Source organism: Thermanaerosceptrum fracticalcis (genome assembly GCF_000746025.2).
In the GTDB taxonomy this organism is placed as follows: domain Bacteria; phylum Bacillota; class Peptococcia; order DRI-13; family DRI-13; genus Thermanaerosceptrum; species Thermanaerosceptrum fracticalcis.
In genome coordinates this window covers 3,724,964-3,751,018 of the sequence record NZ_CP045798.1, presented here as the reverse complement: position 1 = coordinate 3,751,018, position 26,055 = coordinate 3,724,964, and the positions used below count along the sequence as shown (strand labels likewise).

Sequence of the window (26,055 nt, the reverse complement as noted above, 5' to 3'; positions counted from 1 at the left end):
AATATTATTTGTACTATTTTGCCATATAATATTTAACAATTTCTTAAATTGATAGAAACAATTTCTACATATCTTTCGTCTATAATCTGTCTAGGAGTAGGAAAGGAGCGCAGAAGATGATTATTTTATTGAATATAGTTGTTATATTTTTAGTCTTAACTTACGTGGCTAAAAGGGCACGTAGTAACGAAGCTACAGAATAAAGAACAGCTTAAAGTTAAAAAGATAGCTTTTGCCTTCCGGCAAAGGCTATTTTTCTTTCTTGGGTTACCTTAAAATGCCTTTGCTTTTATGCTGTTTTCTGTATTATCATATTCATTGTGACTGTTCAAGCATTCATGAAGCATAGCATTGGAGGTATTTGTGTGAGCATTGTACAAAAAGAACAACACAAACCACGTGAGGGGTTTGCTACCAGCCTCGGTGTCATTACCGCTACCTTAGGTTCAGCAGTAGGCTTGGGTAATATATGGAAATTCCCTTACATGACGGGCGAAAACGGGGGAGCCGCTTTTATTCTTGTATATTTACTTTGCGTCATACTGGTTGGCCTGCCTGTCATGATTTCAGAACTCATCATTGGTCGTACTACCCAGGCTAATGCCATTACGGCCTTTAAAAGATTAGCGCCAAATAGGCCCTGGTATTTGGTGGGTGTTTCCGGGACAGCGGCCTCTTTCCTCATTATGGCCTTCTACACAACTGTAGCCGGCTGGGTTTTCTCTTATATCTTCAAAGCTGCCTCCGGGGTAATTTCTACCACTGACCCTGAAGTAACGACTCAAGTCTTCAAGACATCAATGTCTGCCGTGTGGAGCCCTCTCTTATGGCAATGGTTTGTCCTCCTCTTTACAGGTTCTATTATCATGCTGGGAGTAACCAAAGGCATTGAACGGATTACAAAAACCCTTATGCCCATCCTTTTTCTGCTCTTATTGATTTGTGTTATTAGGGCTTTAACCTTACCCGGAGCCAGTGAAGGGTTAAAATTCCTGTTTAGACCCGATTTTTCCAAAATAACTGGCGCCACCATTCTTACAGCTATGGGTCTTTCCTTCTTCAAATTGTCTGTGGGTATGGGAACCATGATTACCTATGGAAGTTATTTTGGCTTTAGGGAAAATATCCCCTATACCGCGGTAAAAGTAATGCTTTCCGATACTCTCGTATCTATCCTGGCGGGTATGGCTATCTTCCCGGCTGTCTTTGCTTTCGGATTTAAACCTGATGCCGGTCCTTCCTTGCTTTTCATTACTATTCCCACAGTTTTCGCTTCCATGCCTTTAGGCAACATCTTCATGGTCCTATTCTTCCTTCTTGTCTCCATTGCTGCTACCGGAGCCATGATCTCCCTCCTGGAAGTCCCTGTGGCTTACTTTACTGAAGAACTCAAATGGTCCCGCTTAAAAGCGACCCTGGTAACCATTATCTCCATTGCCCTGGTAGGCACTACTGCTACTCTATCTTTCAGCACCCTGGGTGATACGAAATTCTTTGATAAAACATTTTTCGATTTATATGATTTTCTCACTTCTAATATTCTTCTGCCTGTGGGTGGACTCTTGATTACCTATTTCATTGCCTGGAAATGGGGTCTTAAAAACATCGCCCGAGAGGCTTCAAACAATGGGTCTCTGTCAAACCAACCAGTCATTAACATCTACTTCTTTATCGTCAGATACCTGGCTCCTATAGCCATCACCCTTATTCTCCTGAACGGTTTAGGCTTTATTAAAATATAACCTTTGTTCAGGGCCGGTCCAACACCGGCCCTTTTATTATGCCAGAAAACTATCTTAATAAATTTTCCCTTGCCTATTAGACATAATTTGCTATTTCTGTGGAAAACTAAGACATGTCTTAAGTTAAATAGGATTGTCCTCCATTATTTTAATCAATGTTCTATACAGGAGGTATAAAATGGTTACATTAACTGCAATTCACTGGATCTATCTGTTAATGGTGGGAATAGTGATCGCAACCATGGTCATGCGCCGCGATACAGTATTACCCTGTATTGTGGGGCTCTTTATCATCGGTTTTGTATTCAGTGGCAAACTGGTTACCACTATCCAAATTATGTTCAACGCCTTGGTGGCAGCAGGCAATGAATTTTTAGGCATCATTACGGTTATTTCTCTTGTTGTAGCCATGTCTAAAGCCATGTCAGCTACAGGAATCGATGCTTTGATTGCCAGACCAGCTTCAAAACTTATGGTTAATCCTGCCGTTGCCTTTTGGGTATTAGGTCTGGGTATGCTCATTGTTTCCTGGTTTGTGTGGCCATCCCCTGCCGTAGCCCTGATCGGTGCCTTGCTCCTCCCCGTAGCTGTCAAGGCCGGACTTCCTGCTATCGGGGCTGCCATTGCCATGAACCTTTTTGGTCACGGGGTAGGTCTTTCCAGTGACTGGATTATTCAGGGCGCTCCTGGTGTTACCGCCAAAGCAGCAGGTTTAGCTGATGCAACTATGGTTACCTATCCGGGTGCCCCCCTGTTCATTGTGATGGCTGTGGTTACTACGGTAACGGCATATTTTATGCTGCAAAAAGACCTGAAGACCAATCAAGGAAAATATGCCAAGGAAGCCCTGGCTTATACCGAAGGAACGCCCATAAAGGCTAGTGAGACCGCCAAAATCTTTGCTTTTCTTATTCCCGCCCTCTTTATCATTGACGTTATTGCCATGTTGGCTCTGGACCTTAAAGGCGGTGACGCTACAGCCCTCATCGGGGGTACAGCCCTGGCCATCATGGCCTTAATCTCTATCGTGGAATTTAAGGGAGAAGCTCTGGAAAAAGTTACAGATTTTGTACGGGACGGTTTTATGTTCGGAATCAAAATTTTTTCCCCCGTAATCGTGATCGGCGCCTTTTTCTTCTTAGGCTCTGAAGGTACTGCCAAAGCCATCCTGGGTGAAAACGCCACCGGTCTTTTGACAGATATTGGATTGTTTTTATCACAACGAGCGCCCTTATCTGCAGCTCCTGTGGCTTTTCTCCAGCTCATTATCGGCGGCATTACGGGTTTGGACGGCTCCGGGTTTTCCGGCTTGCCCCTTGTAGGCTCTCTGGCCCAAACCTTCGGCAAGGCCATTAACGGTAATATTGGAGTTTTAGCAGCCTTGGGGCAAATTTCTGCCATCTGGGTAGGAGGAGGAACCATCATACCCTGGGGATTAATTCCTGTAGCCGCTATCTGTGGTGTTGACCCCCTGGAACTGGCCAGAAGGAACTTTATACCGGTAATTATTGGTTTTTTGGCCACAACCATTGTCGCGATCTTTCTCATCTAAATTGCCGGAGTCTGGACCGGAGGCGGACCATTATTCCCTGGGGTTTAATCCCTGTAGCCGCTATCTGTGGGTTGACCCCCTGGAACTGGCCAGAAGAACTTTATCCCTGTTATCATAGGCTTTGTTGCTACCCTCATCGTAGGCGTACTGATTATGTAGTATCGAGAAAGAAAAACCTGTCATCTTAAGCGATGACAGGTTTTTTACTGGCATTCGTGATTTAATTGTCTCCGGCATTATAGCAAGCTAAAGGTATAATCCAATGTTAAGATCCCTTCTAAAACTTTTACTGACCCCGGGTGGTATACTGACAGTGTAGTTTATTGAATATAACAAGTTAGTATCAGGAGTTAAGGTAAGTTCTGCTTATTGCTATTTAATCCATAGACATCACGAGAATTACATTACTTTATTTGGTATATAAAGAATTACTTCCGGGAAAAAAGAAAGTGTTAGCAGTAGTATGATTAATGCTACTATAGAGGGAACTACAGCCTTGGAGAGTTTCTCAATAGAAACACCCGAGATATTACATGCTACAAATAAGCACAAACCTACGGGCGGGGTAACCTGACCTATAGCCAACCCAAATACCATAATAATCCCGAAGAATACCGGATCAATCCCTATCTGGCTGATAACCGGATAGAATATGGGTGTTAATAGAACCATAGCTACCGCATTGTCTAAAAATGTGCCAACTATCAATAGAGAGAAAATAATTATTATTAATATTATTGTCGGATTTGTTGAAAATCCTAACATTAGTTGGGTAAACTGTTGAGGAATTTCTTCACTGGCTAGGAGATAACTGAATATATGAGCCGTTGCAACCAGATACATGATGATTGCCGTACTTTTACCTGAGCTTAAAAAGATTGCAGGCAGATCTTTTAATTTTAGTTCTTTATAAACAAATACACCTACAATAATACCGTATACTACTGCAACAACTGCAGCTTCCGTTGGTGTAAAAATACCTCCGTATATGCCGCCCAAAATTATTACAGGCATGAGAAGAGCAAGAGTACTCCTCTTAAATGCTTTTACTATAGAACTTAAGTTAGCAGGCTCATCACCGTGATATCTTTTCTTTTTTGAAATTAGATATTCAACAACCATTAAGACAACACACATCAATAACCCCGGAATAATTCCTCCTAAAAACAGTTTTCCGATGGAGACCCCAGCGATAACACCGTAGAGTACCATAGTAATACTGGGAGGAATCAACAGACCTATGGTACCCGATGCAGCCACAGTAGCGGCGGCAAATTCTTTGTCATAACCCCTTTTAACCATTGGTCCAACCATAACAGAACCAATAGCTGCTGTGGTAGCAGGGGCCGACCCAGATATGGCCCCAAAAAAAGTACAGGCTACTGTAGAGACAAGGGCTAAACCACCGGTAATTCTCCCCAATATGGAACCTGCAAGATCCACAAGGCGATTGGAGACCCCTCCTACTGACATGATATTTCCGGCTAGTATAAAGAAAGGAATTGCCATAAGGGTAAAAGAATCGACTCCGCCGAATATTTTTTGCACTACTACCATTAAGGAAAGTTTACTGTGAAGAAAAATGGCTATCATGGAAGCTAACCCCAGGGATATGGCAATTGGTACGCTTAGTAAAACAAGCGCAGCAAATACAATAAACAATGTTACACCCATTAATGTTCCCCTCCTTTTTGCCCTTCCCTGTCAAACCAGGTCTCGATAAAAATTTCCAGCAAATTAAATAACATAAGTAGACTTCCAATAGGTATCGCAATATAAACGATACCCACATAGAGAAACGGCATGGAGGGAGACACCTGTTTAAGTTTTATAATTCTCTGCGCTATGGGTACTCCGTAGCGAATTAATATGGCGAGAAAAGATATGCTGAGTAAATTGGCAAATACCATCAACATTTTGCGGAGTTTATTTTGTTTTATCCTAGCTATAAATTCCGCAACACATATATGGGATTTTTCCCGGGCCGCAACACTTGCTCCTATGAATGTAAGCCAAATAAAAAAGTATCGTGCCAATTCCTCTGACCATGATAAAGACTCCTTCAAGACATAGCGAAAAACAACCTGGGAAAAAACAAGAATAGTCATTATAATTAGAGAAAAAATTATAATAACTTTTGCACCCTCATTCGCTAAACGATTGAAATTCTTAAATGCCTGGTACATTTTTCTGTCACCCACCTTGAGGGATTACCAGGCAGCGTACGCTGCCTGGTATCCGTTTTTTAAAATGATATTGCGGTCTAATGCTTTACTTGTAAGGTTATTTACCTGCTGCCCGGATTTCTTCAATAAGTTCCTTTGTAAACTTAGGCTCGTATTTTGCATATATTTCTTTTGTGGCTTCCTGGAATGCCTGAAGGTTTACCGTGTTAACCTTCATACCCTTTTTCTTAAGCTCTTCAATTTCGCCCGCTTCCATTGTTTTAACTTTCTCAAATTCCCATATGGATACTTCTTTTGCAGCTTCTTTCAGGGCCTTCTGGTATTCAGAACTTAGTTTTTCATACACTACTTTGCTTATTAACAATGGCTCCACAACATGTATGTGATTTGATAATGATAAATAAGACTGAACTTCATAGTATTTCTGCGTCAAAATGTGGGTAGTCGGGTTTTCCTGTCCGTCCACGGTCTTCAGTTGCAGCGCTGAATATAGCTCACCAAAAGACATAGGAGTTGCGCTGGCCCCCAGCATATTAAAGGTATCCACGAAAACGGCACCGTTTGGGGTTCTGATTTTTAATCCTTTCAAATCAGCGGGCGTATTGATTGGTCGCTTTGAGTTGGTGATATGCCGGAATCCATTTTCCCACCAGCCAAGAACCGTTAAGCCTTTCTTATCAAGAGCGGCAGCAAGTTTATCCCCTACAGGTCCATTAAATACTTTGGTTACATGGTCAAAATCCTTAAAGAGAAAGGGCAGGTTTACAACGCCCAGCAGTGGTTCAAAACTAGATAGTTGTACATCGGAGGTTAAGACCATATCTACTGTTCCCAGTTGAGCACCCTCTATTAGTTCATTTTGTTTACCCAACTGATCTGACGGGAAAACCTTAATCTCCACCAGATTATTGGTTTTTTCAGCTACTTTCTTGGCAAACATCAGTGAAGCTTCCTGGTAATGATGGTCAGGGGCGCCGGTATGACCAAGTTTTAGGACAACTTTACCCTTGGCGCTTGAATTTGTATCCTGATTGCCGCCCGAAGAACAACCCGTAAAGAGTGTAAACATCAGGATAAAGATCATAAATAAGGTTAACGACTTAATATTCTTCAAACTATTCTCCTCCTCTATTAAAATATTTTTCTAAAAGATTCAAATAATATCAGTAAAACTTTCCTGTCTCCCCTATATGAATATATCCCGTGCACTTGACATTTAAGAATCTCCTATAAATCAGGAACTTACACTAACTGCAAACATGAACTAAATTTCCGTTGAATTCTGTTTATTTTTATTTTAATTAAATCCGCAGAATTTTATGGATGCCGTCACTCCCTATCCTAAAAGCAGGTCCACAATTTCATCCACAGTTCTTTGATTTGTCCATTCTTCTATGGATGGACTTTAGCTCGTATACCTCTAGATCGTTTTAGTTTTTGTCTAAACCCTCGTTTGAAACCAGTTTACCTATAACTTTACATAACGTTTTGACTAAATTGTCTTAGACCATTCCCATTTAGGTTCATCTAGTAAAATTTTTCCATTTATAAACGGCCCTAACTGCATGCTATCACCTCGCGGAACAAGTGCTTTATTTTTATAATGACTTCAGCTCCCATATCAGCCAACATCATACTATTGAACAGCTCCTCCAGTACCCTTGTCAGTTCAAGCAGCCTAAGGCCATCCAAGAAACCTTGCAATAAATTTAGTCATCTTTTTCTCTCCAAACCGATGCTTTTCCTGCCTTCCGGGCCAGAATTTTTTCTGCTAAGGTCATTCCCACCGAAAACTCACCCCTTTTGTAACTTTCTCAATTTTCCATCTAGAAGTACTTCAAGGGACTCCGCGGTTCATCCCACTTTATATAATTGCAACATTCATGCCAACAAAAAAATCCCCATTAATTAAGAAAAAAGAAAGAACATTGTGTTTCAAATGCCCTTTCCTCATAAAAAATGAAACATATTCGATTTATGCGGAAAACTATTTTGTGCTTCTCCATAAAGTAGTCCTGCTAATCCCCAGTTTTTCTGCAATTTTACTTTTGTTATCCGGGAAAACCAACTCAAGTTTTTCTATTAACTCGCTGGATATTTCTTTCCCTTTTATTTTATCAGTTGAATGATAGTTAAACTGCCGCAAAAGATCATTAACCAATTTATCCTCACCAATAGAAGTAACCAGCAGTTCCCTAATTAAATAATTGTTAAGCCTAATGGTGTTATTAAAAAGAACAGCAAAGCGTTCCACAACATTTTGCAGCTCCCGGATGTTCCCGGGCCAGGAATATAATGTTAATACAGGGAGTATATGCTCAATCATGTCTTCGCTAAGTTGATTTATATTAAGATGTTTTTTGAGAAACCGCAAAAACAAGTCTCGAATATCTTCTTTACGCTGCCGGAGCGCCGGAATTGTCAATTGCAAGACATTTAACCTGTAATAGAGGTCATCACGAAACTCATAAGGCATCTTATCTTCCAGTTTTTTATTGGTGGCGGCAATAATCCGGATATCGACCGGGATTACAGCATCACCCCCTATCCTAATGACTTCTTTTTCTTGTATAACCCTGAGCAGCCGGGCCTGTAAAGCCAGAGAAATTTCGCCGATCTCATCTAAAAAGATGGTCCCTTTATGGGCGAGTTCAAAGAGCCCAGCTTTACCTCCTTTACGACTGCCCGTAAAGGCCCCCTCATCATACCCAAAGAGTTCGCTTTCCAGGAGATTTTCGGGTAAAGCAGCACAATTGATGGCCACAAAAGGACCATTCTGCCGGAAGCTGTAATTATGAATACTCTGGGCAAAGATTTCTTTACCTACACCTGTCTCACCATAAATCAGGATGTTGGAATTGGTTTTGGCATAGATCTTGGCCTTTTCAATTATAGACTGCATAATTTTAGAACTGCCTATGATATCCGAAAAATTAGCCTTCGCCGAGAAGCCCTTCAATTTGTTTAATAAGCGAATTTTATGTTCCGTTCTTTGAATATCGGAAACCTTTTGGAAAGTGGCTACCGAACCGAATATTTTCCCGCCATTTTCAATGGGAACCCGGTTTATGACTATTTCTGTGCCATTTACCTGTTCAACACTTTCTATTTGCGGCATCCCTGTTTTTAAAACATCCTCCATGTTAAGTTCCGGGAATGTGCTTTTCAAAGGTTTACCCAGAACTTGCTGGGAACTGATACCAAGTATTCTCTCGGCGGATGGATTATAGATATTAATCTGGCCTTTAGCGTCTGTAGCAATCACACCACTCAAAGAAAAATCGAGAATAGCCTGGGAGATTTTCGACTTTTCTCTTTCTTTACGCAAAGCAATAGCTACGTTTTTTGCTTCTCGTATGGTAGATATAATGGCATCTTCGCCGGGATAGATCAAAACTGTGCCTAGGCCCAGCTTTGTTGCAATCTCAATAGATAAACTGGCACCAATAACGACTTCAATGTTTGACGATAAGAGTTTTTGTTCCAGCTCATCCGTATCATGAAAAATGACAGGGACAATTTTCATTCCGGACATTTTCTCTAGCTTATTTAAATCAAAAGAAACAGGATATTTATAGCTCACTATCCCCACATTTTTACCAAGTTCTTTAGCTTTTAATAAAGCCTCTAAATAATCCAAACCTGTCAAGTGTATTCTCAACACCGGGTATTGGGTGGCCTGCATAATCGTTTCGGCATTGGCCCCACCGCCCACGAATATTTCCACGCTATCCGTAAAAGCTTCCTTGACTTTCTCTATTAAATTTTCCATTAAACCCTCGATGAGGACAACCTCTATCGAGTCATCGTTGATTTTATTAATGGCACTCCGAGCCAACGCATCTAGATGCTTATAGGTCAAGCAGCCAATCTTGATTTTCTCCATGTTTGATCCCTCCCGGGATTCTTCCTTGCTCAAATTTTATCATAAAAAAATCACCCCAACGGGTGATTAAACAAAGATTTTAGTAATAAAAAAATGGTAAACCAAGGATTCCCTTTTCTCACAAAACACTACACACATTCACCATATGGCCCGTCAGCTCCGACATGATCTTGGCCTTAACAAGCTTGGCTGTTTCCAATAATTTTCCGAGATCAATGCCAGTTTTCACATTCATTCTTTCCAACATGTTGACAAGGTCTTCTGTCGCTATATTCCCGGCTGCACCGGGAGCAAAGGGACAGCCGCCCAGGCCACCAATGGCTGCTTCAAACTTTGTCATGCCGTTCTGTAAAGCCACTAAAACATTAGCTAACCCCATACCCCTGGTATCATGAAAATGCAGGCCAAACTCAACGCCGGGATAACGTTCTAAGACCTCTTTCAGCAGACTGCCAGTCTGCCTGGGATTGGCCACACCGATGGTATCGCAAAGACAAATTTCTTCCACTTCCAAGGTCAAGCCCTGTTCAATTATCTTAATCACCTGCTCAACAGGGATATCACCTAGAAACGGGCAGCCAAAAGCAGTAGCTATATCTAATTTTATTTTCATATCAGGGAGCGACTCTTTTAACTTTGCGAGTTCTCCGAAGGATTCTTCGATGGTCCTTCTCACATTTTCCATGTTATGTTTCTCACTAGCCGAAATTACGTAAGTTATTTCTTTTATTCCCGCGTTCCAGGCTGCAACGGCTCCCGTAAGATTTGGCACCAAAGCATTTAATTCTATATTTACTTTTTTTTCTAACAGCTTAGAAACTATGTCTTTTGCATCCTGCATCTGGGCGATGGCTTTGGGAGAAACAAAGGAAGTAACTTCTATTTTTTGAATATTGGCGGCGATTAAAGATTCTATCACTTCTAACTTCACATCTGTAGGGATCCATTTCTTAATGTTTTGAAAACCGTCGCGCGGCCCTACCTCTACGATCATCACACTTTCTGGCAATTCCATATTAATACCACCCCTAAATTACTCCTTTTTCCTTAAGAGATTTAAGTTGTTCTTCCGGGATATTCAATTCCTCTCCGTATATTTCCTGGTTATGTTGTCCAAGAAGAGGCGACGGTTTTCTAAAGGCAACCTTTGTTTCACTGAATTTCAAATGAGAACCCGTTATCTTTAACTTGCCGGCTTTAGGATGTTCCAGTTCTACAAACATCTCCCGGGCTCCTGCAATATGGGAATCTTTCACTACTCTCTCTATGGTGTTAATAGGGGCTGCGGGGATCCCGGCCTCCAACAACATATCTACGATCTCATCCACTGTCTTCATCATAGTCCATTCCTCAATAACAGGTTTTAATTCAGCATGCCTTTGGACACGTTTGGGATTCCTGTCAAAACGCTGGTCTTTGGCCAGTTCAGGTTTTCCTATAACTTTACACAACTGCTCAAAAAGTTTATCATTGCCACAGCCGATAACCAGGCTGCCATCACTGGCTTTGAAAGAATCATAGGGATAGACAGATTCATAACGATTGCCAATTCTTTCGGGGTTCCTTCCTTCAACTAAATAGATTTGATTAATAATCTCCAGGCTGGCCACCACAGAGTCAACCAAGGCCACATCCACCTTTTGTCCTTTTCCCGTATTATCCCTGTATTTTAAGGCGGCAAGAACAGCTACCGTTACGGAAAGACCCGCCAGCACATCTGCCATGGCCGTTCCAGTTCTCGTAGGCTCACCATCCGGCCAGCCGGTAGTGCTCATCAATCCTCCCATGGCCTGACCTATGATATCATAACCTGCCCTGTCTTTGTAGGGCCCATAATGCCCAAAACCTGAAACGCAGGCATAGATGATACCCGGATTAACTTTTGCCAGGTCCTCATATCCTAATCCTAACTTTTCCATAGTACCTGGTCTGTAATTCTCCACGACAATATCCGCCTTTTTCACCATTTCCAAAAAGATTTCTTTCCCTTCGGGGTGTTTTAAATTGAGAGTAACTCCCCTCTTGTTTCTATTTAAATTCATATAATAGGCACTTTCCCCATTGACAAAGGGACCAAACTGCCTGCTGTCATCACCTTTTTGGGGTTCCTCGATTTTGATGACATCGGCCCCCATATCGGCCAGCATCATGGTACAAAACGGCCCTGCCAGTACTCTTGTTAAATCAAGAACTTTAACACCTGTTAATGCACCTTTTGACATATGTTCTCTCCCCTCTTGACGATAAATTATTTTTCCAACCATACTGCATAGAGATATGATTACTTGCCTTTTTAATATTGCAAGGATTGTGCCAAAAAAAAAGATTGAAAAATCAGGTATTCTTTTAAATGTCATGTTTCATTTCTCTTTTTATAAAGCACATTGAAACATATAGAATACTTGAAAAGAAAAAATGATTGGGAATGGCCTCCCAATCACCTTACCGACAATTTGTAGTTACAACTTTCCCCGGTACCTATCTCACCAGTTTAGGTGCATTTAAGAGCAGCTCCCTAGCTTCCCGAATGGTAGCCTCAATGATTCCCTTCACGGGTAGGATTTCGGTGAGGGGGGTGAGGCTTTGCCCTGCCTGGACGAACCCATTGACAACATCACCTTCTACGGCAGCCAGGCGATTGGTCCCGGTAGCCAGCCTGTCCAGCTCTTCCTGGGGCGCTCCGGCCCGTTCCAAAGCCAGGTACTTTTCCGTAAACTCATTTTTTAAGCCTCGCACACCGTGTCCCCGGGAATACCCGGTCACTACCGAATCAGTATCTACGGCTTCCAACAAACGCTTCTTAAAGTTGGGGTGGGCCTGACACTCTTTGGAAGCCAGGAAACGTGTCCCCATTTGAATCCCTTCTCCTCCCATGATCAGGGCAGCGGCTAAACCACGACCGTCCACAATACCCCCGGCCACAACGACAGGAATTTTTACTGCCGGTATAACCTGGGTCATTAAGGCCATGGTGGTTAGGGTTCCGATGTGACCCCCTGCTTCCATGCCTTCAATGATGATGGCATCGGCGCCGTTTTCCTCTACCCGTTTGGCCAGTTTTACGTTGGGGATTACAGGCAAGACTTTGATTCCTGCTTTATGGAGCTTTTCAATATAAGGTACGGGGTTTCCCGCTCCCAGGGTAACAAAGCTCACGCCTTCCTCACACACTACATCGATGATTTCTTCTTTGTTTTTCCAAAGCAGGGCGATGTTGACCCCAAAGGGTTTGTCGGTCATGGCTTTAACTTTTCTGATTTCCTCTCTTACCCAGGCAATGTCACGCCCGCCGGTGGCAATGACCCCGGCGCCGCCGGCCTGGGAAACGGCCCCGGCTAAGATAGCCTCGGAGATCCAGGCCATACCCCCTTGAATAATGGGATATTCAATCCCTAACAATTCAGTTAATCTAGTTTTCATAGTACCCTCCTGTGTTTAGTCTTTGTATGGTTAAGATTTTACCAAAAATAGCTTTACTAAGCAATTTTTGCTTAACACAACCGAACGTATGTTTGTATTTTTCTTTTATTCTTGTTATACTAAAGGTAAAGATGATAAAAACAACCCCCGGGAAGTGATTGCTAATGGATATAGACAAGCTGGCCCTGTTGGGTGCCGCCGCAAAATATGATATCTGCGCTTCCACCTCTTCCGGCGTGAGTAAAGTAAAAAATCCCCTCATGGGCAGTCCCGTAGCCTCGGGTATCTGTCATTCCTTTACCCCCGACGGGCGCTGTGTCTCCCTTCTCAAAGTCCTCATGACCAATGAGTGTCAAAAAGACTGCAGTTACTGCGCCAACCGGGTTCAAAGGGATATTGAACGAACAAGCTTTACCGCCCCCGAACTTAGCAAAATCTTTATTGAACTCTACCGGCGCAACTATGTGGAAGGCCTTTTCTTAAGTTCCGGGATTAAACAGAGTACTACCCAGTCTATGGAAGAAATGATCAAAGCCGCAGAAATCTTACGGGAAAAGTATCGTTTTGGCGGGTACATACATTTAAAAATTCTGCCGGGGAGTTCTCCTGATCTCATCGCCCAGGCTGTTAAACTGGCCAACCGGGTTTCCCTTAACCTGGAAGTTCCTAACGAGAATCGCCTCCAGGCCATCAGCAAAACGAAAAATTACCATAAAGAGTTGTTAACTCCCCTCAAAGCTATTGCCGCTGATTTGCCCTATAACCCTGGAACAACCCAGACTACCCAGTTTATTGTGGGGGCGGCCCAGGAATCGGACCAGGAAATCCTCACCACCGTTATGTCTCTCTACAAGGATTACAGGGTAAAACGCTCCTATTTCAGCGCTTTTCAGCCTGTGCCCCAGACACCCCTGGAAAATCTTAAACCTGTACCCATTAAACGGGAAAACCGTCTCTACCAGGCGGAATTTCTTTTCCGCCTGTATAAATTCACCCTGGATGATTTGGTATTTGACCCCACGGGTAATCTGGATTTGACCCTGGACCCTAAGCTGATGTTCGCCGTTAAAAACCCCCAGCTTTTTCCGATGGAGATTAACCGTGCCAGTCTTTATGACCTCTTGCGCGTTCCCGGTATTGGCCCCAAATCGGCCCAGCGCCTCCTGGTTGTACGCCGTCGGCATCGTTTTACTTCCCTGGAAGAGTTAAAAAATGTGGGTGTGGTCATCAAACGGGCCAGCCCCTTCATCACCATCAACGGGAAAAAACAGGGGGATTTAAACTGGCTGTACAATCCCCGGCCCCAGAAATTTACCCAGCTCAGCTTCTGGTAGGAGGCACAAAAAATGATGATACAGTATTCCCCCCAGGTTCCTTCTCTAATTAAGGGAACTTTACTGGCTTATATTCATAAAACCGGCTGCCGGGTGAAGGCTGCCCATCCCTCACAGAATACCTTATTTGACAGCCACGAGTCCCTGGATGCCGATACTTTTAGCCTGGATGCCCTCATCACCCAGGTGTTAACTATTTATGCTAAAGATGTATCCTGGCTCAAGAAGCAGGCGGCATCCCCCCTGTATCAACGACTCTTTTACGCCCTGCGCCATTCTACACCGCAAAAATATGTCATTATGGAAAAGGCCCTGCTTGTAGCTTTTGAAAAGGGCCTGGAGTACTGCCTGAGCAATGTTTCTTCCTCCTGCCGGAGACTGGCTCTTCTGGCCCGGGAAGTACACCATGAAGTCCATCGTATGTTAGGGTTCATCCGTTTCTCCGCCCTGGATGAGGAGACTCTCGTGGCACGCCCCAAACTGTACCATGATACGGCAGACCTTATCCTAAAAAGATTTGCCCCCCGTTATCCCCACTATAAAGTGGTTCTTGTCCTGGACACACAGGCACTCTGCTTCTATCAGGGTAAAATTTTCTCTCTGGACGCCTGCCCTTTCCGGGAATTTCTCGCAAAAAAGGATGACTACAGCACCCTCTGGGAGAAATACTATAAATCCCAATATATCGAGGACCGTAAGAATATCCGCCTGGCGCAAAAAGCCATACCCCAAAAATACTGGGACTGGCTGCAGGAAGGTAATATTTTATCTGAGGGAAAAAAGAAATCAACTTAAGTTAAAAGCATGTAAAAGTGCATGCTTTTGTTTTTATTTCCCCGTATGCAAGAGAAATTATAACTTCTTGGGTATATACTATAATAAAGGAAGTAATAAAGAAAATTAAAAATATTTTGATTGAAACTTTTTGCAATGGGCAACACATCTATGCTATGCTATCCCTAAAGAAGAAAGGCACTTATGTGCACTTTGTTCTGCAACGGGACACTAGCGTTCCCGTTGATGCTTGGTTCCCTAACACCCCTAATTACAGAAAGTTATACCTTCTGTAATTATCAAAAAGAAGGTGATATTATCCAAGCTGCCGTAAGCTTTTCTCCTCAACTGGTTTTCCACAACACCAGGCAGGAAGTTCTTACTTTCCCCGAGATGTTCGCGCGTATTCTGAACTTTATTAAAGAGGATCCCCGGAGTGCCTACCGTATTGCCATTGGCACCGATTCCCAGGTAAGAAGCAAAACCTCTTTCGTAACCGGTATTCTGGTGCACCGGGTAGGTAAGGGTGCCCTTGGGTTTTTAAGAGAAGTGGTGGTTCCCCGTAACATCAAATCACTTCGGGAGAAAATCAGCCTGGAAACAGCTTTTACCCAGGAAATCGCTTATATGTTTACGCCCGGCCATATCGATATGATTTTAGACGTGATAACGGCTAACGGCTACCAGGATATCCATCTGGATCTGGAAATACATTTAGACATTGGCCCCCATGGTCCCACCAAAGAGTTAATCAAAGAAATGGTGAACCGGGTGACAGGCCTGGGTTTTGACGTAAAGATTAAGCCTTACGCCACAGCCGCCACCAGCTTGGCCAACAGGTATACTAAATAGTTGGTAGTTGATAGTTGGTAGTAAACTAATATAAAAACCCTGGAACAGTTGTACAGTACTGTTTCCAGGGTTTTGTTTTATAAGTTAGCCTTCCCGCGCCAAGCCTCTGCTAAAGCCCTGCTTGTTTCTTTAGGATCAGGCTGGCCCAAAATGGCCGAGATGACGGCAATTCCGTCTACGCCCGTTTCCCGTACTTTAGGGATCCTGGCCAAATCAATGCCGCCAATGGCCACAACGGGGATTTTTACACTCTCTTTAATAGCTTGCAGCCCGGTGAGCCCAATGGGTTCTCCCGCATCGGCCTTGCTCCCCGTAAGGTAGACAGGTCCCGAGCCCAGATAGTCAGCTCCTTCCTCCTGCCCCCGGAGGGCTTCGGTGATATTTCCGGCAGAATAACCCAGTATTTTTTCAGGCCCTAAGAGGCGCCGCGCCGTCGCTAAAGGCAAATCATCTTCGCCCACATGAAGCCCGTCAGCATCTACGGCCAGCATAATGTCCAGGCGGTCATTGATAATGAGGGGAATCCGGTATTTTTGGGTTAAGGCCTTCATCTCCAGAGCAAGGGTATAGAAATCACGGGAAGAAATACTTTTTTCCCGCAGCTGTACTAAGGTAACACCACCCCGGATGGCCTCTTCTACAGCCTGAAGCAGGTCCCGGCCCTTCGTTATGAGCCGGTCCGTTACCAGGTAAAGAGAATAATCTACTTTAGGCTTCACTTTTTTTCGCCCCCTTAACCCCTAATAATACTTATAAAAATGGTGGGTAGGCCCTACCCCTTTGCCTATGGAAAAAGAATTAAGAATAGCACCGGTGATGTACTCTTTCGCCCCCTGTACAGCTTCTTTCAGCGATAATCCCCTGGCCAGGTGGGCGGCAATGGCCGAGGAATATGTACAGCCCGTCCCATGGGTATTGGTTGTAGCAATTCGTTCCTGGTCATAGTAGGTAAAACTTTCCCCATCGTAAAGTACATCCACAGCATTGCCCCGGAGATGACCTCCCTTAACTAAAGCGCTTTTAGGGCCAAGGGCCACAATATCCCGGGCCGCTTTTTCCATATCTTCCACAGTTGTGATTTCCCTTTCCAGGATTACTTGTGCTTCATAAAGGTTGGGTGTCACCACATCGGCCACAGGGAGAAGGGTCCGGATAAGCTCCTCTTTGGCTTCGGGATGCATCAAATCATAACCGCTTTTGGAAATCATAACTGGATCCACCACAATGTTTTTGGCCTGGTATTCCTTTAGTTTCCTGGCAATGGTTTTAATGATTTCCGTCTTGGAAACCATGCCAATCTTCACTGCGTCAATAACAATATCCTCATAAAGGCAGGAAATCTGTTTGGCCACCATTTCCGGCGCAATTTCCTGAACAGCAAAAACGCCCTGGGTATTTTGCGCTGTCACCGCGGTAATCACACTCATGCCGTAAGTACCTAAGGCGGCAAAGGTTTTTAAATCAGCCTGGATCCCGGCCCCGCCGCAGGAATCGGAACCGGCTATGGTCAACACTTTTCGCATAAAGACCCTCCCTTTTCACATCTTATCTTTCCCAGGACCCAGGCCAGCACCAGGTCCGCTTCCTTAGCCGCAGCAATATTCACCCGGGGGGAAAGGGGAGGATGCCCTTCCGCCACATCACGCTTTCCATCTCCCACCAGGTAAAAGCTTTCCTTAATCTTCCTCGTTTTGATTTCATCACTGTTACCCCAGCCTGCCAGGCCGGAGGCTGCCACCAGGAGCTTTTCACTGGAAAGAAAGGTTTCTACCAGAAGTGTCTTGGCTTCCACCTTGTCAAAGGCCTCCACTATGATATCACAGGAAGAGAATAGGCTTAACACATTGGTGGTGTCTACACGGACCACATGGGCAGTAATCTCCAGATCAGGGTTAATTCGCAACAAATTGTTTTTCAGAGCTTCCACTTTATACTGGCCCACCTGGTCCAAAAAGTAGAACTGGCGGTTGAGATTACTTATCTCTACCCGGTCAAAATCCACCAGGGTAAATCGTTTAAAACCCGAGCGTACTAAATTAAAGGCACAGTTGGAACCCAGGCCGCCCGCTCCGGCAATACCCACATGATACCTCTGGATCAGGGCAAGATTGTCGGGTCCCAGGTAAGCAGTAAGGGCATGTTCAAAAATATTCATAGCTTCCTCCTACAGGTGGTGCCAGTCTTTATATAGGGGCTGGTAGCCCCGGCTTACCAGCATGTCATGCATCTCCCGGACGCTGCGCTGGTCAGCAATATCAAACTGGCCTTCCGTGGCCTCTTCCAGGTGTCCCCCCACCGAGGTACACGAGCCTGCCGACATCTTGGTGACACCTAAGGGTAAGAGGTTATCACGAAACTCTGCCCGTTCCCGGGTGGAAATGGTGATGCCCGCTCTGGGCAGGAAGAGTCGTAAAGCCAAGAGAATCTGGACCAGGTCCCTGTCGCTGACTACAGAACAGGGTGCAAAATTCCCCACGTGAGGACGCAGCCTGGGCAGGGACACGCTGATTTCCGTATCCAGGTATTTATCTTGCAGGTAAGCGGCATGCAGTCCTGTGAAAAAGGCTTCCTTGCGCCAGTCCTGAAGGCCTAAGAGGGCGCCGATATTCACCGCTCTCATGCGGGCCCGGCAGGCCCGCTCCGGGGCATCGAGACGAAAGCGATAATCCTTTTTGGGCCCGGCCAGGTGGATTGCATCATAAGTTACGGGGTCGTAAACCTCCTGGTAAAGGGTGAGCCCATCTACACCCGCTGCCACCAGTTGCCCATATTCCTCTTCCGTCAAAGGGTAAATCTCGATGGAAATGGAATCAAAATAATTTTTTAGTATACGAACACATTCCTCTATGTAAGATACGGGAGTATGCTGGCGGGACTCTCCCGTTAGGATGAGAATATGGCGTAAACCCGTCTGGGCAATGGCCCGGGCTTCTTTCTCCACTTCCTCCAGGGTAAGCTTTTTCCTGGTAATCCTGTTGGTTACCTTAAAACCACAGTAAGCACACTGGTTCACACAGTAATTGGCCAGATACAGGGGGGTATATAACAGGATTACCCTGCCGAAATGCTGTACGGTCAGCTGGTGGGCCTTTTGGGCCATTCTTTCCAAATAAGGTACGGCTTGCTCCGATAACAGGTTTAAGAAATCCCTTTCAACAAGGGCCTCTTTAGTCAGTGTTCTCTCAATATCCGCCCCGGTCACACCGGCCAGGTACGAAGCAAAGGGAAATTCCTGATACTTAAGGAGTTTGTCAGCAAAACTCATTATTCTCCACCTTACTTATGCAAAAATCCCGTTAAGGGCGAAGAAGCCACAGCATATTCCTGCACGGCTCCCGGTCCCGAAAGAAACGCCATTCTTCCGGCCTGCACAGCCAGGCTGAAGGCCCGGGCCGTTTGTACGGGATCCTGGGCCGTAGCAATGGCCGTATTCACCAGCACTGCTGCTGCTCCCATTTCCATGGCTTCCGCTGCCTGGGAGGGCCGGCCTATGCCTGCATCAACAATAATAGGCACTTTGATCTCGGCAATGAGGATGCGAAGCAATTCCCTGGTCATGAGGCCCCGGTTTGTGCCGATAGGGGCCCCCAGGGGCATGACTGCCGCCGCTCCCGCCTCTTCCAACCTTTTGGCGGCCATTAGATCAGGGCTCATATAAGGAAGCACCACAAAACCTTCCTTGGCCAGTATTTCCGTAGCCCTGATGGTCTCGTAGTTATCCGGCAGCAGGTATTTATTGTCGGAGATAACTTCAATTTTGACCCAGTGGCCACAGCCCGCTTCCCGGGCAATACGGGCTATCCTTACCGCTTCCTCGGCGTTACGGGCCCCTGAAGTATTGGGTAAAAGGATGCATTTCTTGTCTATGTAATTTAAGACATTATCCTGTTCGTTGGAAAAATTTACTCTTCGTAAGGCCATGGTGATGACCTGGCTGCCTGAGGCGGCAATCACCTTAGGGATGATTTCATGGCTGGAAAACTTGCCGGTGCCGATAAAAAGCCTGCTTTCCAATTCCTGTCCGCCAATAATCAATTTATCTTCCATAATCTCAACCTCCTCCCACAAAACGCAGTACTTCTAATTCATCATTTTCTTTTAGCACAATCTTTTCCCATTGCTCTCGCTTCACCACCTGGCCGTTCAACTCAATGACCACACTTTCCGGCTTAAGTCCTTTGTTTAAAAGATACTCTTTAATACTGAGGGAAAAAGGAATGGTTTCTAAGCTTCCATTGACACGTATCTGCATTTCTTTGCCTCCTTCTACCAACTACCAACTGCCAACTAAAAAAGCCTACCCGCAAGGGGTAAGCCCTGAAATAACCATTTCCTTCGTCTTACGCTTCCCTTCACTGGCATTATCCAACAGGTTCAAAGGGTTAAGAGTGAACACTCTTTCTCAGCCTTGCGGCACCCCTAGCATCCCAACTATTCTATTAGATTAATAATATTACTTTAATTTCTTTTTGTAAAGCTGAAACTTTTTAGTTTTTCGGCTACAGCCCGGGGATTATCAGCTAATAAAAAGCGGGACATTACAGCCACTCCTGCTACACCAAGGGGGGCTACCGCTTCTATGGTCTCTTCATCAATACCGCCGATAGCGATGATGGGGATAGATACTGCTTCTTTTAATTTCTGTAAAAAGACAAGGCCCCGGGCTTCCTGTCCCGGTTTGCACATGCTTGGGAAAATGTGGCCGGCTAAACAGTAACCGGCTCCCTCCCTTTCGGCAGTTTGCCCTTCGGCTACGGAATGAATGGATACCCCTGCAAGTTTTGCCGTTCCTAAAATCTCTCTAACTCGAGGCAACGGTAAACTGCCAAAGCTCAGGTTAACACCATGGGCATCTACTGCCAGGGCTACCTCTACACTCCTGTTGATGAAAAGTTTTTTCCCGTATTTATCGGTCAGGGCCTTAACCTGTACAGCTAAAGCATATAAATCCCGCGGCAACAGGTCTTTCTCCCGCAGCTGTACAACGTCTACGCCACCTTTGAGGGCTTCTTCGATGACCCACAATAACCTGTTCTCACCACAGAGATGCCGGTTGGTCACCAGGTGGATTTCCATGAATGCACTCACTCCTGGTTGTTAGTTGATAGTTGATAGTTGGTAGTATATACCACGACTCGATCACCGATCACCGTAATCAATTTTGTAATACACAGGAATAATCATTAACGGGTCACCGGACACTGGTCTCCGGTCACCGAAGTTACATATTACAGGCTTTCATGCTCTCTTCCCTGATCAATTCCAGGATTTCCTGTTTTAAGGCACTAAATTCGGGAGAGTTTTTCATGGTAAAGTGCCGGGGTCTGGGAAGAGGCACAGCAATAGTGGCTTTAACCCGGCCCGGTCTGGCCGTCATCACGTAAACCGTATCCCCTAAGAAAATGGCTTCTTCTACATCATGGGTGACAAAGAGAATGGTTTTCTGGGTCTCCTGCCAGGCATTTAAGAGGTTTTCCTGCATAATGGAACGGGTCTGAGCGTCCAGGGCCCCAAAGGGTTCATCCATCAAAAGTATCTCGGGATTGTTGGCCAAAGCCCTGGCAATAGCCACCCTTTGTTTCATCCCTCCCGAGAGATTCTGGGGATAAGCATTTTCAAAGCCTTTTAAACCTATTAACTCCAACTGGTGCAAGGCTGTTTTTTCCCTTTCTGCTTTGGGAATACCCTTGAGTTCCAGGCCAAATTCAATGTTCTTTTGCACTGTTAGCCAGGGAAACAAAGTATAGGACTGGAACACCATGCCCCGGTCAGCCCCCGGCGCTTTAATCTCTTTCCCATCTAACAGCGCCTGGCCGGAAGAAGTCTCCGTCAAACCGGCCACAATACGCAGGATCGTTGACTTGCCGCAGCCGGAGGGCCCCAGAATGGTCACAAATTCTCCTGCTTTCACATCAAAAGAGGTCTTTTCCAGGGCCGTAACCCTGTTTGCACCCTGACCGAAGACCTTGGAGACATTTTGAATGCTTAATTTAATGTTGGGCGTCTCACTCTTTATCATTGGTACTTGTACCTCCTTGGCTCCGCAAATAGGGGAAGAGCGCGCGGTAAAGAACTTTAAACAGGTAATCAGAGATAATTCCCAAAAGCCCAATTACCAGGATACCTACAAAAATTTTATCTGTACGTAAAAAACGGCTTGCTTGCATAATGAGATAGCCCAGGCCTTCACTGGCACCCACAATTTCAGCTACCACCAGGTAAGTCCAGGCCCAGCCGAAAGTAATCCGTAAAGTATCAACAATTCCCGGCAGTGAAGCAGGTAAAATTACCTTCCGGAAGACTGCCTTCCGGGAAGCTCCCAGGGTATAAGAGACGTCAATCAAGTCTACCGGTACGTTCTTGGTAACATCCATCACCATCAGGGTCTGCTGGAAGAAAGTTCCGAAAAAGATGACAGCAATTTTTTCACTTTCACCCAGGCCAAACCAGAGAATAAAGAGGGGTATAAAGGCTGAAGCAGGCATATAGCGAATAAAGCCGATAATGGGCTCAAAAAAAGCCTCCGCTATTTTCAAAGTCCCCATCAAAATGCCCAGGGGTACAGCAATAATGGAAGCCAGCAGAAAACCACCAGCTACCCGCATGATGCTGTAGGCAGCATGTTCTGCCAGTTCCCCCCGTGTCAGCATGTTAAGCCCTATAGAAAGTACTTTGGCCGGAGTAGGGATAAAACTGGCATCATTTTTTATCACTGCCGCCGCTGCCCATACTAGAAACACAAAAATGAAAGAGAAAATACCGGTATAGAAATATAGTTTTCTGTCTATTTCCGCTTTTGGTGTAATTAATTTTGTGCTGAAGCGTGGCAAAAAGAACAACCCCCATTGAAAAAATTTCAGTACTCGCAGGGAAAGGGAGCCTTGGCGGGCTCCCTTTGAGCTTAATTATTATCTTACTTGTTTACGTAGGTAGAATCAACAATGTCCGTAGCTTTGGGTTTCGTATCAATGACTTTGAGACTGGCATAGAAATCCACAGCTTTTTGTGTGGTTTCATAGAGAAGTCCCGGGCTGCTTGCAGTACCGAAGAACTTCTTATTGCCTTCCAGGTCGAAGAATTTTAAGTCAGGCAACACAGCCTGGAAGTCTTTCACTTCCATCCCTAAACCTTTGGCCATGATTTCTTCGGATTCCTGTTTGTTTTGTTTCCAGTAATCCATAGCCTTACTCATGGCCCTGACAAAACCTTCCATGGCTTTTGGATTGTTCTCCACTACATCGGCACGGAAACTGACGGTATCCACAATGATACCGGGATATTCCTTGGTGGAAGCCAAGACTTTACCCTTGGCTTTTCCTTTGCTGAGCCAGGGTTCCCAGGTTACAGCGGCATCAACCTGTCCGGCCACAAAAGCTGCTCCGGCATCGCCGGCTTTCATGTTGGTAATCTTAATGTCTTTTTCCGTAAGACCCACTTTTTGCAGTACGGTCAGGGCAAAAAAGTGACTGGTTGTACCTGTTTCCAGGGCTACTGTTTTACCCTTAAGGTCTTTTATATCTTTGATCTCATTTTTAGCCAGCATGCCGTCACCGCCATAAGAGTCATCCAGAGCCCAGACAACTTTTACTGGGATTCCTGCTGCGGCAATGGTAACCTGGACATCCTGGGCCGTAGCCATGCCGTCTACCTTTTTCCCGGCCAGGGCTTGTTTGCGCTCAGCCAGACCCTCGATTTTTGTTAACTCCACATCTAAGCCCTGTTCTTTAAAGAAACCCTTTTCTTTCGCCAAATACAAAGGTCCATATCCTACCCAGGTAGGTAAGGTAATAACAAGTTTTACAGGTTTCGGTTCTTCTTTAGCTTGGGGAGCCGGTGCAGGAGCCGGTTTAGAACCACTACAACCGGTGACAAGAGTCAAAATTAATAAGATAAGCAAAAACACTGATAGAAATTTTCTCATTCTTATTCCCTCGCAAATTTTTCTTTTATAGCAATAAGTATAAGCAACTCTGTATATTTATGCAATACTAAATATTTATCAACTTCTTCAGCTGATCCTGGAAATAAGCCATATCCTCAACACTGCCCAGGCTAACCCTGATATAGGAATCCAGTCCCCAGGCAGAACCGCAGCGTACCATAATCCCTTTTTCCGCCAACCGGGAGCAAAGTTTAATGGCATCCTGTCCCACGTCAATTAACACAAAATTAGTTTCTGAGGGTACAAAAGATAACCCGTGCCCCTGTAAAAAATCATACAACTCTTTTTTAACCCGGGCGTTATGGGCTTTTGCCGTTAAAATGTACTCTCGATCGCAGAAAGACGCAAGAGCTGCCACCTGCCCCAGGGCATTAAGGTTAAAAGGCGGCCTCACTTTGTTTATGGCCTGGATAATGGCGGGATTGGCCAAAGCGTAGCCCACCCTGGCCCCGGCCAGTGCATATATTTTGGAAAAAGTTCGAATCACCAGGACATTAGGATAGGCAGATAAAAAGCTGACACCGGAAATATAATCAGGGGCTTCTACATACTCCCCATAGGCTTCATCTAGCACCAGAAGAACTTCCGGAGGTAAGTTTTCCAAGAGGTTTATGAGCTCATCCTTACTGAGATAAGTACCTGTGGGGTTATTGGGGTTACACAGGAAAATCAGCTTGCTCCGGGGCGTAAGTGAAGACAGGATGTTCCCAATGTCCACTTTAAAATTGTTCAGGGCAACTTTTTCAGGCACTGCCCCCATTAAAATGGTGGAAGCAAAATACTGACCGAAGGTGGGAAAAGGTATTAAGACGTGGTCTCCTTCTTCCAAAAAGGCCTGGGCTGTTAAAACAATCATTTCATCGGCACCATTAGACAGGACAATGTGGTCTTTTGTTAAACCATAGCCCTGGGCCAAAACATCCCGCAGTCCATTGGCCACGGCATCCGGGTATAAATTAAGCTGAGACGCTGCTTCCCTGATGGCTTCCACAGCTTTGGGACTGGGGCCAAAAGGATTTTCATTAAAAGATAATTTCACGATTTTCTCCAACCCGGTAAGGGCTTTAATCTGCTCCAGGGCCATATCCGGCAGCTCTGGAATAAAAGGCTGTAGTCCCCTGGCTTCCTTTCTCATTCTTGTAAAACTGTTAAACAAGATTTTCACCTCCCCTGTAACGTCTTCCCAGTTGGTCTACGCGATAAAGAGCATCGACAACCATTTCCGCTGTTACCGTAAAAGGCATATTCGCCATGTCTTCCACTTCGGCGGAAGCCTTTCCCACAGCAAGTTCCTCTTCTTTACTCAGGCTATGAATTCCCAGTTCCTCCAGGGTCATGGGCAGTCCCGTCTTATGGTAGAAAGTCAATAGTTTAACTAATTCATCCTCTTTTTTATCCAAAACCAACTGGCATAAAATACCGTATGCCACAATTTCCCCATGATAACGCCGGTGGGCATTTTCTAAGACCGTGAGCCCGTTATAAATGGAATGGGCAGCCCCGGTCCGGCATTCATCACCGCCTAACCCGCTGACTAAACCACTTAGCATGATATTGGCATCCACAACCTGTTCCAAAGCAGGTGATACCTGGCCTTTTTCCCCACTAAGACAGGCCCCAGTGCCATATTCTAATAAAATTTGATAACACAGGTTTCCCAGGCTTAGGGCAGCAGAAACCGCTGCATTGCCCCCAGTATTACGGCTGGAAATCTCCGACTCGAACCATTTTGCCAGTGTATCACCGATACCCGCTCTTAAAAAAGCGATGGGCGCCTGGGCGATAACCTCGGTATCAACCAGAACTTTTGCCGGATTCTGGGCTTTAGAGGATAACTCCAGGTACATCCCCTCCAGGGTATACACTACCGCTAACGGCGTCCAGGCCGCACAGGTCGCGGCAATGGTGGGAATGGTAATTACGGGTAAACCCAAAGCAAAAGCAACGGCCTTGGCCGTATCCAGGGCTTTGCCTCCGCCCACGCCAATAATAAAATCGGCGCCCTTTTTCTTCACCTGTTGGGCAAGAGCCTCAATATTTTCCCAACAGCATTCACCACCGTACCAACTAACGGCTGCCGTTTCTACGCCCTTCTCTTCCAGACTGCCGGTCAAGTCTTTTTCTACTATGGAAAGAGCAGTTTTACCGCCGATGATAAAAGCCTTCTTTCCTACCTGGCGGCAATGGCTGCCCGCCTTTTTTATCATTCCCGCTTCACGCAAATAGTGGCCGGGAGCAACAATTCGCTGCAGCAACTAATACCATCCTTTCATTTCTTCGATGTAATTATGATAGCTGTAAGTGAATGATGTGTCCAGTACTCATTAAAAATATAAACCCGGGTATTCCCGGGTGTAAGTATTATTA

The 26,055-nt window shown here is 45.1% G+C and carries 25 protein-coding genes and 1 riboswitch; of the genes, 5 read left to right on the top strand and 20 right to left on the bottom strand.

Features of this window, described 5'->3' with window-relative positions:
- The first annotated feature begins 365 nt into the window (after positions 1 to 365).
- Complete coding sequence (locus BR63_RS18950) at positions 366 to 1,742, top strand: sodium-dependent transporter (RefSeq protein WP_243270036.1); 1,377 nt, start codon at positions 366 to 368, stop codon at positions 1,740 to 1,742.
- Positions 1,743 to 1,920: 178 nt separating this feature from the next.
- Positions 1,921 to 3,294 carry a hypothetical protein gene (locus tag BR63_RS18945; RefSeq protein WP_034420830.1) on the top strand — a complete coding sequence of 458 codons (1,374 nt, stop codon included), beginning with the start codon at positions 1,921 to 1,923 and terminating at the stop codon, positions 3,292 to 3,294.
- A gap of 399 nt (positions 3,295 to 3,693) precedes the next feature.
- Here BR63_RS18945 and BR63_RS18940 read toward each other — a convergent pair whose 3' ends face one another.
- From BR63_RS18940 to BR63_RS18905, 8 genes are all read right to left on the bottom strand, one after another.
- Entirely contained in the window at positions 3,694 to 4,968 is a 1,275-nt protein-coding gene (locus tag BR63_RS18940) for a TRAP transporter large permease (RefSeq protein WP_034420828.1), read from the bottom strand.
- Entirely contained in the window at positions 4,968 to 5,480 is a 513-nt protein-coding gene (locus BR63_RS18935) for a TRAP transporter small permease (protein WP_051965505.1), read from the bottom strand. Before BR63_RS18935 ends, BR63_RS18940 begins: the two co-directional genes overlap by 1 nt.
- A gap of 97 nt (positions 5,481 to 5,577) precedes the next feature.
- On the bottom strand, positions 5,578 to 6,594 hold the full coding sequence (locus BR63_RS18930) for a TRAP transporter substrate-binding protein (RefSeq protein WP_051965502.1): 1,017 nt from the start codon (positions 6,592 to 6,594) through the stop codon (positions 5,578 to 5,580).
- Positions 6,595 to 7,037: 443 nt separating this feature from the next.
- Complete coding sequence (locus BR63_RS20110) at positions 7,038 to 7,172, bottom strand: CoA transferase (protein ID WP_420825515.1); 135 nt, start codon at positions 7,170 to 7,172, stop codon at positions 7,038 to 7,040.
- 295 nt (positions 7,173 to 7,467) lie between these two features.
- A complete protein-coding gene (locus BR63_RS18920; RefSeq protein WP_034420827.1) occupies positions 7,468 to 9,366 on the bottom strand; it encodes a sigma 54-interacting transcriptional regulator in 1,899 nt (632 codons plus the stop codon).
- Positions 9,367 to 9,484: 118 nt separating this feature from the next.
- Positions 9,485 to 10,381 (bottom strand): hydroxymethylglutaryl-CoA lyase, encoded by an 897-nt coding sequence (locus BR63_RS18915; protein ID WP_034420825.1) that lies wholly within the window; start codon positions 10,379 to 10,381, stop codon positions 9,485 to 9,487.
- A gap of 13 nt (positions 10,382 to 10,394) precedes the next feature.
- Positions 10,395 to 11,588, bottom strand: a complete 1,194-nt coding sequence (locus BR63_RS18910) for a CaiB/BaiF CoA transferase family protein (protein ID WP_034420822.1) — start codon at positions 11,586 to 11,588, stop codon at positions 10,395 to 10,397.
- A 256-nt stretch (positions 11,589 to 11,844) separates the two neighbouring features.
- A complete protein-coding gene (locus BR63_RS18905) occupies positions 11,845 to 12,786 on the bottom strand; it encodes a nitronate monooxygenase (protein ID WP_034420819.1) in 942 nt (313 codons plus the stop codon).
- Positions 12,787 to 12,950: 164 nt separating this feature from the next.
- On the opposite strand from BR63_RS18905, the gene BR63_RS18900 reads away from it, so the two are divergent.
- The 3 genes from BR63_RS18900 to BR63_RS18890 all read left to right on the top strand — a co-directional run bounded on the left by BR63_RS18900 (position 12,951) and on the right by BR63_RS18890 (position 15,746).
- Positions 12,951 to 14,120 (top strand): putative DNA modification/repair radical SAM protein, encoded by a 1,170-nt coding sequence (locus BR63_RS18900; protein ID WP_051965500.1) that lies wholly within the window; start codon positions 12,951 to 12,953, stop codon positions 14,118 to 14,120.
- 12 nt (positions 14,121 to 14,132) lie between these two features.
- Positions 14,133 to 14,915, top strand: a complete 783-nt coding sequence (locus BR63_RS18895; RefSeq protein WP_034420817.1) for a DUF4130 domain-containing protein — start codon at positions 14,133 to 14,135, stop codon at positions 14,913 to 14,915.
- Positions 14,916 to 15,098: 183 nt separating this feature from the next.
- A complete protein-coding gene (locus BR63_RS18890) occupies positions 15,099 to 15,746 on the top strand; it encodes a ribonuclease H-like YkuK family protein (protein ID WP_243270035.1) in 648 nt (215 codons plus the stop codon).
- A gap of 77 nt (positions 15,747 to 15,823) precedes the next feature.
- Here the strand turns inward: BR63_RS18890 and thiE (BR63_RS18885) are convergent, their stop codons facing one another.
- The 12 genes from thiE (BR63_RS18885) to BR63_RS18830 form a co-directional block, all read right to left on the bottom strand.
- Entirely contained in the window at positions 15,824 to 16,465 is a 642-nt protein-coding gene (gene thiE, locus BR63_RS18885) for a thiamine phosphate synthase (RefSeq protein ID WP_034420815.1), read from the bottom strand.
- Positions 16,466 to 16,486: 21 nt separating this feature from the next.
- Positions 16,487 to 17,269, bottom strand: a complete 783-nt coding sequence (thiD, locus tag BR63_RS18880; protein ID WP_034420814.1) for a bifunctional hydroxymethylpyrimidine kinase/phosphomethylpyrimidine kinase — start codon at positions 17,267 to 17,269, stop codon at positions 16,487 to 16,489.
- Positions 17,254 to 17,901, bottom strand: a complete 648-nt coding sequence (gene thiF / locus BR63_RS18875; RefSeq protein ID WP_034420812.1) for a sulfur carrier protein ThiS adenylyltransferase ThiF — start codon at positions 17,899 to 17,901, stop codon at positions 17,254 to 17,256. Before thiF ends, thiD begins: the two co-directional genes overlap by 16 nt.
- A gap of 9 nt (positions 17,902 to 17,910) precedes the next feature.
- The gene (gene thiH / locus BR63_RS18870) at positions 17,911 to 19,011 is read right to left on the bottom strand and encodes a 2-iminoacetate synthase ThiH (protein ID WP_034420809.1); all 1,101 of its coding nucleotides are present in this window, start codon (positions 19,009 to 19,011) and stop codon (positions 17,911 to 17,913) included.
- Positions 19,012 to 19,022: 11 nt separating this feature from the next.
- A complete protein-coding gene (locus BR63_RS18865) occupies positions 19,023 to 19,793 on the bottom strand; it encodes a thiazole synthase (protein WP_034420806.1) in 771 nt (256 codons plus the stop codon).
- A gap of 4 nt (positions 19,794 to 19,797) precedes the next feature.
- A complete protein-coding gene (gene thiS / locus BR63_RS18860; protein WP_034420804.1) occupies positions 19,798 to 19,998 on the bottom strand; it encodes a sulfur carrier protein ThiS in 201 nt (66 codons plus the stop codon).
- A 78-nt stretch (positions 19,999 to 20,076) separates the two neighbouring features.
- A riboswitch (TPP riboswitch) is annotated at positions 20,077 to 20,177 on the bottom strand.
- Positions 20,178 to 20,204: 27 nt separating this feature from the next.
- Positions 20,205 to 20,822, bottom strand: a complete 618-nt coding sequence (gene thiE, locus BR63_RS18855) for a thiamine phosphate synthase (RefSeq protein WP_034420802.1) — start codon at positions 20,820 to 20,822, stop codon at positions 20,205 to 20,207.
- A gap of 145 nt (positions 20,823 to 20,967) precedes the next feature.
- Positions 20,968 to 21,765 (bottom strand): ABC transporter ATP-binding protein, encoded by a 798-nt coding sequence (locus BR63_RS18850; protein ID WP_034420800.1) that lies wholly within the window; start codon positions 21,763 to 21,765, stop codon positions 20,968 to 20,970.
- Positions 21,752 to 22,576: an ABC transporter permease gene (locus BR63_RS18845; RefSeq protein ID WP_153802033.1), complete on the bottom strand. Its 825-nt coding sequence runs from the start codon at positions 22,574 to 22,576 to the stop codon at positions 21,752 to 21,754. The genes BR63_RS18850 and BR63_RS18845 overlap by 14 nt, the downstream gene beginning before the upstream one ends.
- A gap of 83 nt (positions 22,577 to 22,659) precedes the next feature.
- Positions 22,660 to 23,667 (bottom strand): ABC transporter substrate-binding protein, encoded by a 1,008-nt coding sequence (locus BR63_RS18840; protein WP_034420798.1) that lies wholly within the window; start codon positions 23,665 to 23,667, stop codon positions 22,660 to 22,662.
- 67 nt (positions 23,668 to 23,734) lie between these two features.
- Complete coding sequence (gene hisC / locus BR63_RS18835) at positions 23,735 to 24,844, bottom strand: histidinol-phosphate transaminase (RefSeq protein ID WP_051965499.1); 1,110 nt, start codon at positions 24,842 to 24,844, stop codon at positions 23,735 to 23,737.
- A complete protein-coding gene (locus BR63_RS18830; RefSeq protein ID WP_034420796.1) occupies positions 24,837 to 25,943 on the bottom strand; it encodes an iron-containing alcohol dehydrogenase family protein in 1,107 nt (368 codons plus the stop codon). Before BR63_RS18830 ends, hisC begins: the two co-directional genes overlap by 8 nt.
- Positions 25,944 to 26,055 lie beyond the last annotated feature (112 nt).

Bases quoted from the DNA above. Each gene is read 5' to 3' on its own strand.
- BR63_RS18910 (WP_034420822.1), bottom strand. From the start codon at position 11,588: ATGTCAAAAGGTGCATTAACAGGTGTTAAAGTTCTTGATTTAACAAGA.
- thiH (WP_034420809.1), bottom strand. From the start codon at position 19,011: ATGAGTTTTGCTGACAAACTCCTTAAGTATCAGGAATTTCCCTTTGCT.
- BR63_RS18945 (WP_034420830.1), top strand. From the start codon at position 1,921: ATGGTTACATTAACTGCAATTCACTGGATCTATCTGTTAATGGTGGGA.
- BR63_RS18935 (WP_051965505.1), bottom strand. From the start codon at position 5,480: ATGTACCAGGCATTTAAGAATTTCAATCGTTTAGCGAATGAGGGTGCA.
- BR63_RS18920 (WP_034420827.1), bottom strand. From the start codon at position 9,366: ATGGAGAAAATCAAGATTGGCTGCTTGACCTATAAGCATCTAGATGCG.
- BR63_RS18890 (WP_243270035.1), top strand. From the start codon at position 15,099: ATGTGCACTTTGTTCTGCAACGGGACACTAGCGTTCCCGTTGATGCTT.
- BR63_RS18850 (WP_034420800.1), bottom strand. From the start codon at position 21,765: ATGATAAAGAGTGAGACGCCCAACATTAAATTAAGCATTCAAAATGTC.
- BR63_RS18915 (WP_034420825.1), bottom strand. From the start codon at position 10,381: ATGGAATTGCCAGAAAGTGTGATGATCGTAGAGGTAGGGCCGCGCGAC.
- BR63_RS18865 (WP_034420806.1), bottom strand. From the start codon at position 19,793: ATGGAAGATAAATTGATTATTGGCGGACAGGAATTGGAAAGCAGGCTT.
- BR63_RS18905 (WP_034420819.1), bottom strand. From the start codon at position 12,786: ATGAAAACTAGATTAACTGAATTGTTAGGGATTGAATATCCCATTATT.
- thiE (WP_034420802.1), bottom strand. From the start codon at position 20,822: ATGGAAATCCACCTGGTGACCAACCGGCATCTCTGTGGTGAGAACAGG.
- thiD (WP_034420814.1), bottom strand. From the start codon at position 17,269: ATGCGAAAAGTGTTGACCATAGCCGGTTCCGATTCCTGCGGCGGGGCC.
- BR63_RS18900 (WP_051965500.1), top strand. From the start codon at position 12,951: ATGGATATAGACAAGCTGGCCCTGTTGGGTGCCGCCGCAAAATATGAT.
- thiF (WP_034420812.1), bottom strand. From the start codon at position 17,901: ATGAATATTTTTGAACATGCCCTTACTGCTTACCTGGGACCCGACAAT.
- BR63_RS18940 (WP_034420828.1), bottom strand. From the start codon at position 4,968: ATGGGTGTAACATTGTTTATTGTATTTGCTGCGCTTGTTTTACTAAGC.
- thiS (WP_034420804.1), bottom strand. From the start codon at position 19,998: ATGCAGATACGTGTCAATGGAAGCTTAGAAACCATTCCTTTTTCCCTC.
- BR63_RS18895 (WP_034420817.1), top strand. From the start codon at position 14,133: ATGATGATACAGTATTCCCCCCAGGTTCCTTCTCTAATTAAGGGAACT.
- BR63_RS18840 (WP_034420798.1), bottom strand. From the start codon at position 23,667: ATGAGAAAATTTCTATCAGTGTTTTTGCTTATCTTATTAATTTTGACT.